The organism is Halorhodospira neutriphila (assembly GCF_016584055.1).
GTDB classification, from domain to species: Bacteria; Pseudomonadota; Gammaproteobacteria; order Nitrococcales; family Halorhodospiraceae; genus Halorhodospira; species Halorhodospira neutriphila.
Genome location: NZ_NRSH01000081.1, coordinates 1 through 9869 on the forward strand (window position 1 = coordinate 1; position 9869 = coordinate 9869).

The following is a 9869-nucleotide window of genomic DNA, read 5'->3' on the forward strand; positions in this document are numbered from 1 at the left end:
CGCCGGCAGGCGGCGGCGAGGGCCTCGCGCCGGGCCTGGGCGCCGTCCCCGGCGAGCGGCTCCGCGGCGTAGGTGCTGGCGCTGCGGGCGTGGGCGGTGACGTGGACCGTACGGTCCGCCACCACCACGCCCACCGTGGTGGTCCCGATCATGGCGCGGATCCCTGTCTCTTCCCTGAGACCCGCTCTACGCTATTAACGCGCCCGCCGGGCGTAAACCCTGAATTTGCTGCAGGGAACTCGCCTGGCGCCGCCCTGGTCGGTATACTGCGGCCAGTGTCCGCCGCCCGCCCGGCAAGGCGACCCCCCTATGAGACGGCTCTTGCGAATCCTCCTCTACGGTGTCCTCGGCCTCGGCGCCGCCGGGGCCATCGCCGGCGGCCTCGCGCTCGCCTACGCCTTCTTCGTGCTCGCGCCCAAGCTGCCCGAGCCCGAGCGCCTCCGCGACGTCCACTACCAGGAGCCGCTGCGGGTGCTCAGCAGCGAGGGGGCGCTGATCGCCAAGTACGGCCAGAAGCGCCGCAGCCCCGTGGACTACGAGCAGATCCCGCCCCGGGTGAGCCTGGCCTTCATCGCCGCCGAGGACGACCGCTTCTTCGAGCACCCCGGCGTCGACTACCAGGGGATCCTGCGAGCGGTGGCCTACGTGATCCGCGAGCAGGAGTTCGGCCCCGGCGGCTCGACGATCACCATGCAGGTGGCGCGCAACTTCTTCCTCTCGCGGGAGCAGACCCTGCTGCGCAAGGCCAACGAGATGCTCCTCGCCCTGCAGATCGAGCAGGTCCTCTCCAAGGAGGAGATCCTCGAGCTCTACCTCAACAAGATCTACCTCGGCAACCGCGCCTACGGCGTGGCCGCCGCGGCGCAGGTCTACTACGGCAAGCCCCTCGACCAGCTCACCGTCGCCGAGGCGGCGATGATCGCCGGGCTGCCCAAGGCCCCCTCGGCGCTCAACCCCCTGCGCAACCCGGAGCAGGCCCGGGCGCGGCGCGAGTACGTCCTCGACCGCATGCGCGCGGAGGGCTTCATCAGCGCCGAGCGCCACCGCGAGGCCGTGCAGTCGCCGCTCACGGCGCAGCGCCACGCCGTCGACCGGCAGGTGGAGGCGCCCTACGTGGCCGAGATGGTCCGCCGGCGCCTGGTCGAGCGCTACGGCCGGGAGCAGGCCTACACCGGCGGCTACACCGTCTACACCACCCTCCAGGGCGAGCGCCAGCGCGCCGCCAACCGGGCGCTGCGCGCCGGGCTGCGGGCCTACGCCCGCCGCCACGGCTACCGCGGCCCCGAGGGGCGCATCCCCGCCGAGCAGGCCGACGACCCGCAGGCGCTGGACGCCGCCCTGCGCGAGCACCCGCCCTACGGCGGCCTGGAGGCGGCGGTGGTGGTCGCCGTCGGCGAGGCGGCGGCCTGGGCCTGGCTGCGCGGCGGCAAGGTCGTGGAGATCCCCTTCGAGACCATGGCGTGGGCCCGGGAGCGGCGCTCGGTCAACCGCCGCGGCCCCGCCCCCGAGGAGCCCGGCGACGTCGTCGCCGTCGGCGATATCGTCCGCGTCGCGCCCCGGGAGGACGGGCTCGCCGACTTCGAGGCGCTGCCCGAGGCCGAGGGGGCCGTCGTCGCCCTCTCGCCCGAGGACGGGCGCATCCGGGCGCTGAGCGGCGGCTTCGACTTCCAGCGCAGCCCCTTCAACCGGGCCGTGCAGGCGCGCCGCCAGCCCGGCTCGGCCTTCAAGCCGTACATCTACTCGGCGGCCCTGGCGCGGGGCTACACCCCGGCGACCCTCATCAACGACGCGCCCGTGGTCTTCCAGGACAGCGCCCTGGAGGGGTACTGGCGCCCGGATAACTACACCGGCCGCTTCCACGGCCCGACCCGGATGCGCCAGGCCCTGATCCACTCCCGCAACCTGGTCTCCATCCGCATCCTGCGGGATATCGGCATCCGGCCGACCCTCGGCTACCTCGAGCGCTTCGGCTTCGAGCCCGGGCGGCTGCCGAAAAACCTCTCCCTGGCGCTCGGCAGCAACAGCGTCACGCCCCTGCAGATGGCCGCCGGCTACGCCGTCTTCGCCAACGGCGGCTACCGCGTCGTGCCGGACGTCATCGAGCGCATCGAGGACGCCGAGGGGCGCGTCGTCTTCGAGGGGCGCTTCCCGCGGGCGTGCGAGGCGTGCCGGCCGCAGCGGCTGCTCGGCGAGGCCGCCGACCCGCGCCGGCGGCTCGACCCCCTCGATACCGTCCCCAGCGCCGAGCGCGCCATCCCGGCGGAGAACGCCTGGCTGATGACGGACATGCTCCGCGACGTCGTGGCCCGGGGGACCGGCCGCGGGGCGCGGCGCTGGCTCGAGCGCGACGACCTCGCCGGCAAGACCGGCACCACCAACGACCAGCGCGACGCCTGGTTCGTCGGCTTCACCCCGGACCTGGCCGCGGCGGCGTGGGTCGGCTACGACGACTCGCAGCGCAGCCTCGGCGCCCGGGAGACCGGGGCGGCGGCGGCGCTGCCGGTCTGGGCGCGCTTCATGGCCGGGGCGCTCGAGGGCGTCGAGGAGCGCACCCTGCCGCGCCCCGACGACCTGGTGACGGTGCGCATCGACCCCGAGACGGGCAAGGTCACCGGCTCCGACCACCCGGACGCCATCTTCGAGACCTTCCGCGAGGGGCAGGTCCCCCCCCGGCAGAGCACGAGCGGCGGCGGCCGGCAGGGCGCGCGGGAGGAGCTCTTCTGAGCGGCCGGCTGGCCGTCTCTCGGCTAGCCTTGAACAGCAGGAGGAGGGAGGCCATGGGACGCCGAGCCCCGAACACCCGGGATCAACGCATGCGCATGAGCCTGATCCGCGAGGCGGCCCGGCTCATGGCCGAGGAGGCGATCACCGACTACGCCGCCGCCAAGCGCAAGGCCGCCGAGCGGCTCGGCGCCGCCGACACCCGCAACCTGCCCAGCAACCAGGAGATCCAGCAGGCGGTGCTGGAGTACCAGGCGGTCTTCGGCGGCAGCGAGCACCAGCAGCAGCTGCGCCGGCTGCGCGAGCGGGCCGTCGAGGCGATGGCCTTCTTCGAGCGCTTCCGGCCGCGCCTGGTCGGCCCGGTGCTCGCCGGCACCGCCGACGGCAGCTCCGGCGTGCAGCTGCACCTGTTCGCGGATACGCCGGAGACCGTGCTGTTCTTCCTCATGGACCACGGCATCCCCTACGAGGCCGACGAGCGGCGGCTGCGCTTCGGCCGCGAGGGGGTCGTGGTCCAGCCGGTCTTCCGCTTCCTCGCCGACGGCACGGTGGTCGAGCTGACCGTCTTCGGCGAGGGCGGCCTGCGCGAGGCCCCGCGCAGCGAGGTCCACGGCGGGCCCATGGAGCGGGCCGGCATCGACGAGGTGCGGGCGCTGCTCGAGGCGCCGGAGGAGACGCCCTAGCGCTGGTCGATGGGCACGTACTCGCGCTGCGCCGCGCCGGTGTAGAGCTGGCGGGGGCGGCCGATGCGCTGCTCGGGGTCGGCGACCATCTCGTTCCACTGCGCCAGCCACCCCGGCGTGCGGCCGATGGCGAACATCACGGTGAAGAAGTCCGTGGGGATGCCCAGCGCCCGGTAGATGATCCCCGAGTAGAAGTCGACGTTGGGGTAGAGCTTGCGCTCGACGAAGTAGTCGTCCTGCAGCGCCCGCTCCTCGAGCTCGACGGCGAGCTCGAGCTGCGGGTCGTTCTCGATGCCGAGGTCGTTGAGGACCTCGTGGCAGGTCTTGCGGATGATCCGCGCCCGCGGGTCGAAGTTCTTGTAGACCCGGTGGCCGAAGCCCATCAGGCGGAAGGGGTCGTCCTTGTCCTTGGCCTTGGCGATGTACTTCGGGACCTGGCTGACGTCGCCGATCTCGTGGAGCATGTTCAGCACCGCCTCGTTGGCGCCGCCGTGGGCCGGCCCCCAGAGCGCCGCGCAGCCGCTGGCCACGGAGGCGAAGGGGTTGGTGCCGGTGGAGCTGGCCAGGCGCACCGTGGAGGTCGAGGCGTTCTGCTCGTGGTCGGCGTGGAGGATGAGCAGCTGGTCGAGGGCGCGGGCGTGGATGGGGTTGATCTCGTACGGCTCCGTCGGCCGCGAGAAGAGCATGTTGAGCAGGTTGCTCGTGTAGTAGAGGCGGTTGAGCGGATAGACGAAGGGCTCGCCCATCATGTGCTTGTAGGCCGCCGCGGCGATGGTCGGCATCTTGGCGAGCACGCGGTGGCAGGTGAGCATCCGGTTCTTCGGGTCACCGATGTTGATGGCGTCGTGGTAGAACGCCGACAGCGACGCCACCACCCCGGTGAGCATGGCCATGGGGTGGGCGTCGTAGTGGAAGCCGTCGAAGAAGTCCTTCAACGACTCGTTGATCATGGTGTGCTCGGTCACCGCGCGGGTGAAGCTGTCGAGCTCCTCGCGCGTGGGGAGCTCGCCGTGGAGCAGCAGGTACGAGACCTCGAGGAAGTTGCTGTGCTCGGCGAGCTGCTCGATGGGGTAGCCGCGGTAGAGCAGCACGCCCTCGTCGCCGTTGATGAAGGTGATGTCGCTGCGGCAGCTGGCCGTCGACGTGAAGCCGGCGTCGTAGGTGAAGTAGCCGAGCTCCTTGTAGATGCCCTGGATGTCGACGACCGGCGGCCCGTGCGTCCCTTCACGGACCGGCATCTCGATGGACTTGCCGGAGGCGTTGTCGGTGACGGTGACGGTCCTCGAGGTCATGGCTGGGACTCCGCTGCGGTGGGCCGAAGGGACGCCGTCGCTGTGCCGCCGGGCGGCCTTACGAGGCCGAGCTGCCGCGGCTGATGCCGAAGCGCTTGCGGAAGCGGTCGACCTGGCCGCCGGACTGCACCACGCGCTGCTTGCCGGTGAAGAAGGGGTGGCTGCGGCTCGAGACCTCGATCTTGACCAGCGGGTACTCCTGGCCGTCCTCCCAGGTGATCGTCTCGTCCGTCTTCACGGCCGAGCGGGTCAGAAACGAGAACTCCGAGGAGATGTCCTGGAAGACGACCTCGCGGTACTCGGGGTGGATGTCTCTCTTCATGGGATACCTCAGGCCGGACGCCGTTGGATGGTTTAAACTGTGGTAAACGATAAATCTTAGGTTGCCCCGCGGAGCCGGTCAAGGCAGCGCGCCGGCGTGCGCGCTTGACAGGGGGCAGGGGGGCGCCTAGCTTGTAGGCGCGTGTCAGCCACACGAGGATACCGTCATGCCCGACGGTTACTGCAGTAGCGCGATGAGCGAAGACCAAGTCCCGCGAAGCAGCGCCCGCCCGCTGGGCGCCGGCTGACGACTGAGCCCCCGTGCTCCTCGCTCGGCCGGCGCCCCGGGGGCGGGCGCCGGAGCCCTGATTGAGGGAGGAGCACCTATGAGCGTGACCACCGAGCGCCACGACGAGCCGATCGTCGCCCCCATCCACCTCGGCGACCGGGCCTCGAACACGCAGCCGGAGCGCACCGCCCGGCGCATCCAGCAGCTGACCCCCGACGAGCGGCCCGCCGCCCTCGAGGCCCTGCCGGAGGGCGAGGGGATCGCCGCCTTCCTGGAGATGCGCCCCCAGGGCCAGGCCAGCGTGCTCGAGCACATGGACCGGGAGCGCGCCGCGCGGCTGGCCGACCGGCTGCCGTTCAACACCCTCGCCCGCGTGCTCGGCTGCATGGGCGCGGAGGCCCGCGAGGCGACCGTGCGCAGCCTGCGCCCGCTCAAGCGCAACCGCGTCGAGACGGTCCTCGCCGGGCGGCTGCGCTGCTAGCCGCCCGGCGGGCGCGGCGCCCCTCTCGGCCGGCAGGAGGCGTGATGGCACTGCCGAGTTTGGTTTATGATGCCGGGCTATCCGCTGATTCCTGAGGCGAGAGGAGAGTCTTGACTATGAGCGAACGGGTTCAAGCCGGCGGCCTGCAGGTCGCGCGCGAGCTCTACGACCTGGTGGCCAGCGAGGTGGCGCCGGGCACCGGGGTCGAGCCGGAGACCGTCTGGTCCGAGCTCGGCCGGATCGTCCACGACCTCGGCCCGCGCAACCGCGAGCTCATCGAGCGCCGCCGCGAGCTGCAGGAGCGCATCGACGAGCACTACCGGCGCAACGGCGCCGCGGCCGCCGACCCCCAGGCCCAGCGCCAGCTGCTCGAGGAGCTCGGCTACCTCCAGCCCGAGGGCGAGGACTTCCAGGTCACCACCGCCAACGTCGACCCGGAGATCGCCCAGCAGGCCGGGCCGCAGCTCGTCGTGCCCGTCGACAACGCCCGCTTCGCCCTCAACGCCGCCAACGCGCGCTGGGGCAGCCTCTTCGACGCCCTCTACGGCTCCGACATGATCCCCGAGGACACCGGGCTGGAGAAGGGCACGGCGTACAACCCCGAGCGCGGGCGCAAGGTCATGGAGCAGGCCGGCGCCACCCTCGACGAGGTCGCCCCGCTCGCCCACGGCCTGCACAGCGAGGCCACCGCCTACCGGCTCAGCGAGGACGACCCCAAGGCGCTGATCGTCGCCCTGGCCGACGGCAGCGAGACCGAGCTCGCCGACCCCACCCGCCTCATCGGCTACGCCGGCAGCGCCGCGCAGCCGAGCGCCATCCTGCTGCGCCACAACGGCCTGCACGCCGAGATCCAGATCGACCCGCAGCACCCCGTCGGCAAGGACCACCCCGCCGGCGTCAAGGACGTGGTCATGGAGGCGGCGGTGACCACCATCCAGGACTGCGAGGACTCGGTGGCGGCCGTCGACGCCGAGGACAAGGTGCGCGTCTACCGCAACTGGCTCGGCCTCATGCAGGGCACCCTCGAGACGGCGATGACCAAGGGCGGGGAGTCCTTCACCCGGCGGCTCAACGCCGACCGCACCTACACCACCCCGGCCGGCGAGACGCTGACGCTGCCCGGGCGCTCGCTGATGCTCGTGCGCAACGTCGGCCACCTGATGACCACCCCGGCGGTGCTCGACGCCGAGGGCAACGAGATCCCCGAGGGGATGCTCGACGCCATGCTCACCGTCCTCTGCGCCCTCCACGACCTCAAGGGCAACAGCCGGGTGAGCAACTCCAAGACCGGCAGCGTCTACATCGTCAAGCCGAAGATGCACGGCCCCGAGGAGGTCGCCCACGCCGTCAAGCTCTTCGAGCGCGTCGAGGACGCCCTCGGCCTCGAGCGGGCGACGCTCAAGATCGGCATCATGGACGAGGAGCGCCGCACCACGGTCAACCTCAAGGAGTGCATCCGCCAGGCCCAGGACCGGGTCATCTTCATCAACACCGGCTTCCTCGACCGCACCGGCGACGAGATCCACACCGCCATGGAGGCCGGCGCCGTCGTGCGCAAGGCCGACATGAAGGGCGCGGCCTTCATCAACGCCTACGAGGACTGGAACGTCGACGTCGGCCTCGCCTGCGGGCTCCAGGGCCGCGCCCAGATCGGCAAGGGCATGTGGCCGAAGCCGGACAAGATGCGCGAGATGTTCGACTCCAAGGCGGCCCACCCCCGCGCCGGCGCCACCTGCGCCTGGGTCCCGTCGCCCACGGCGGCCACCCTCCACGCCGTGCACTACCACGAGGTGGACGTCGCCGAGGCGCAGCGCCAGATCGCCGCCCAGGGCCGGCGCGCCGGCCTCGACGCGCTGCTGACCGTGCCGCTGGCCGAGGACACCGGCTGGGGCGAGCAGGCGATCCAGCAGGAGCTCGACAACAACTGCCAGGGCATCCTCGGCTACGTCGTGCGCTGGGTGGAGCAGGGCATCGGCTGCTCCAAGGTGCCGGATATCAACGACGTGGCGCTCATGGAGGACCGGGCCACCCTGCGCATCTCCAGCCAGCACATCGCCAACTGGCTCTACCACGGGGTGGTCAGCGAGGAGCAGGTCCTCGACACCCTCAAGCGCATGGCCGAGGTGGTCGACGGCCAGAACGCCGGCGATCCCAGCTACCGGCCCATGAGCGCGGACCTCGAGGGCAGCGTCGCCTTCCAGGCGGCCAAGGACCTGATCTTTAAGGGCCGCGAGCAGCCCTCCGGCTACACCGAGCCGATCCTCCACCGCCGCCGGCGCTGCCTCCTCGGCGGCGGCACCGTCCACCGGCCCGCGAGAGGAGGTTAACCCCATTCCCGAGCGCGACCCCATCCGCATCCGCGGGGCCCGGCAGCACAACCTCCAGGGCCTCGACCTCGACCTGCCCGCCGGCGAGCTGATCGTCCTCACCGGCGTCTCCGGCTCCGGCAAGTCCTCCCTGGCCTTCGACACCGTCTACGCCGAGGGGCAGCGGCGCTACGTGGAGACCTTCTCCGCCTACGCCCGGCAGTTCCTCGAGCGCATGGACCGGCCGCAGGTCGAGCGCATCGACGGCGTGCCGCCGGCCATCGCCATCAGCCAGGTCAACCCGGTGCGCACCTCGCGCTCGACGGTGGGCACCATGACCGAGCTCGCCGACCACCTCAAGCTCCTCTTCGCCCGGGCGGCGCGGCCGTTCTGCAGCGGCTGCGGCCGCGAGGTCCGCCGCGACACGCCGGCGGCCATCGCCGCCGAGCTCCTCGGCGAGCACGGGGCGCCGCCGTGGCCGGCGGGCACGGCGGCGGCCGTGACCTTCAGCGTGGCGGTGCCGGCGGGGCTCGACCGCGAGGGGCTCGACGAGATGCTCTCCAGCCAGGGCTATACGCGCCGCTACGAGCGCGACGGCGCGGTGGAGGTGGTCCAGGACCGCCTGCGCCTGGAGCCGTCGCGCCGCGGCCGGCTGGCGGAGGCCCTGGAGGCCGCCCTGGCCCAGGGGCGGGGCCGGGCGCAGGTGTGGGCCCTCGGCGAGGACCGCGAGCCCGTCGGCGAGCCGCGGCGCTACTCCGCGGCGCTCCACTGCCCGGACTGCGACCGCGACTACCCGGAGCCGTCGCCGGAGCGCTTCTCCTTCAACTCCCCCGTCGGGGCGTGCCCGGCCTGCCGCGGCTTCGGCCGGATCATGGAGATCGACCCGGCGCTGGTGATCCCCGACGACCGGCTCAGCCTCGCCGGCGGCGCTATCCGGCCCTTCCGCGGCGGCGCCTCCCAGGAGTGCCAGGCGGACCTGCTGCGCGCCGCCCGGCGCCGCGGCGTGGCCACCGACGTCCCCTGGCGGGCGCTCGACGAGGCCGACCGGCGCTGGGTCTGGGAGGGCGACGACCGCCGGGGGCGCGGCGGGCGCTGGTACGGCGTGCGCGGCTACTTCGACTACCTCGAGCGCAAGAGCTACAAGATGCACGTTCGCGTGCAGCTCTCGCGCTACCGCGCCTACCGGCTCTGCCCGGAGTGCGGCGGGGCGCGCCTGGCCCCGGCGGCGCTGGACTTCCGCCTCGGCGGCCGGGCCGCCGCCGACGCCGTCCTCGCCCCGGCGCAGCGCTTCCGGCCGCGCCACGTGGCGATGGCCGACGCCACCCTGCAGGCCCTGCCGGGGCTGACCCTCCACGACCTGGCTACGCTGCCCCTGGCGCGGCTGGCCGCCTTCCTCGACGCCCTGGAGCTGCCCCCGCCCCTGGACGAGGCCGCGGCCACGGTCCTGGCGGAGATCCGCGGGCGCGTCGGCTACCTCGACGAGGTCGGCCTCGGCTACCTGACCCTCGACCGCCAGTCCCGCACCCTCTCCGGCGGCGAGGCGCAGCGCATCAACCTGACCACCGCCCTGGGCACCTCGCTGGTCAACACCCTCTTCGTCCTCGACGAGCCCTCGGTGGGCCTCCACCCCCGGGACGTGGGCCGGCTCGTGGGCATCCTCGAGCGGCTGCGCGACGCCGGCAACACCCTGCTCGTCGTCGAGCACGACCCGCAGGTGATGGCCGCCGCCGACCGCATCATCGACCTGGGCCCGGGCCCCGGGGAGCGGGGCGGGCAGGTCGTCTTCAACGGCCCGCCGGCGGCCCTGGCGGCGGCCGGCTCGGCCACGGCCGCCGC

At 72.8% G+C, this 9869-nt stretch carries 7 protein-coding genes; 5 read left to right on the forward strand and 2 right to left on the reverse strand.

Annotated elements, in window-relative coordinates; genetic code table 11:
• Nucleotides 1–309: 309 nt before the first annotated feature.
• Together CKO13_RS08000 and CKO13_RS08005 are read left to right on the forward strand one after the other, a co-directional pair.
• On the forward strand, nucleotides 310–2724 hold the full coding sequence (locus CKO13_RS08000; protein WP_200259195.1) for a penicillin-binding protein 1A: 2415 nt from the start codon (nucleotides 310–312) through the stop codon (nucleotides 2722–2724).
• Between the two features lie 53 nt (nucleotides 2725–2777).
• The gene (locus CKO13_RS08005; protein WP_200259198.1) at nucleotides 2778–3404 is read left to right on the forward strand and encodes a hypothetical protein; all 627 of its coding nucleotides are present in this window, start codon (nucleotides 2778–2780) and stop codon (nucleotides 3402–3404) included.
• Here CKO13_RS08005 and CKO13_RS08010 read toward each other — a convergent pair.
• Together CKO13_RS08010 and CKO13_RS08015 are read right to left on the reverse strand one after the other, a co-directional pair.
• Nucleotides 3401–4696, reverse strand: a complete 1296-nt coding sequence (locus CKO13_RS08010) for a citrate synthase (RefSeq protein ID WP_200259201.1) — start codon at nucleotides 4694–4696, stop codon at nucleotides 3401–3403. The genes CKO13_RS08005 and CKO13_RS08010 overlap by 4 nt on opposite strands.
• A gap of 58 nt (nucleotides 4697–4754) precedes the next feature.
• Nucleotides 4755–5018 carry a type B 50S ribosomal protein L31 gene (locus CKO13_RS08015; protein WP_200259210.1) on the reverse strand — a complete coding sequence of 88 codons (264 nt, stop codon included), beginning with the start codon at nucleotides 5016–5018 and terminating at the stop codon, nucleotides 4755–4757.
• Between the two features lie 325 nt (nucleotides 5019–5343).
• Between CKO13_RS08015 and CKO13_RS08020 the strand changes: the two genes are divergently transcribed.
• The 3 genes from CKO13_RS08020 to CKO13_RS08030 all read left to right on the forward strand — a co-directional run.
• A complete protein-coding gene (locus tag CKO13_RS08020) occupies nucleotides 5344–5727 on the forward strand; it encodes a magnesium transporter MgtE N-terminal domain-containing protein (RefSeq protein ID WP_200259212.1) in 384 nt (127 codons plus the stop codon).
• Between the two features lie 116 nt (nucleotides 5728–5843).
• Entirely contained in the window at nucleotides 5844–8054 is a 2211-nt protein-coding gene (locus CKO13_RS08025; RefSeq protein ID WP_200259214.1) for a malate synthase G, read from the forward strand.
• A gap of 172 nt (nucleotides 8055–8226) precedes the next feature.
• Nucleotides 8227–9869: excinuclease ABC subunit UvrA (locus CKO13_RS08030; RefSeq protein ID WP_476702777.1), on the forward strand; the 1643-nt coding region annotated here is incomplete at its 3' end.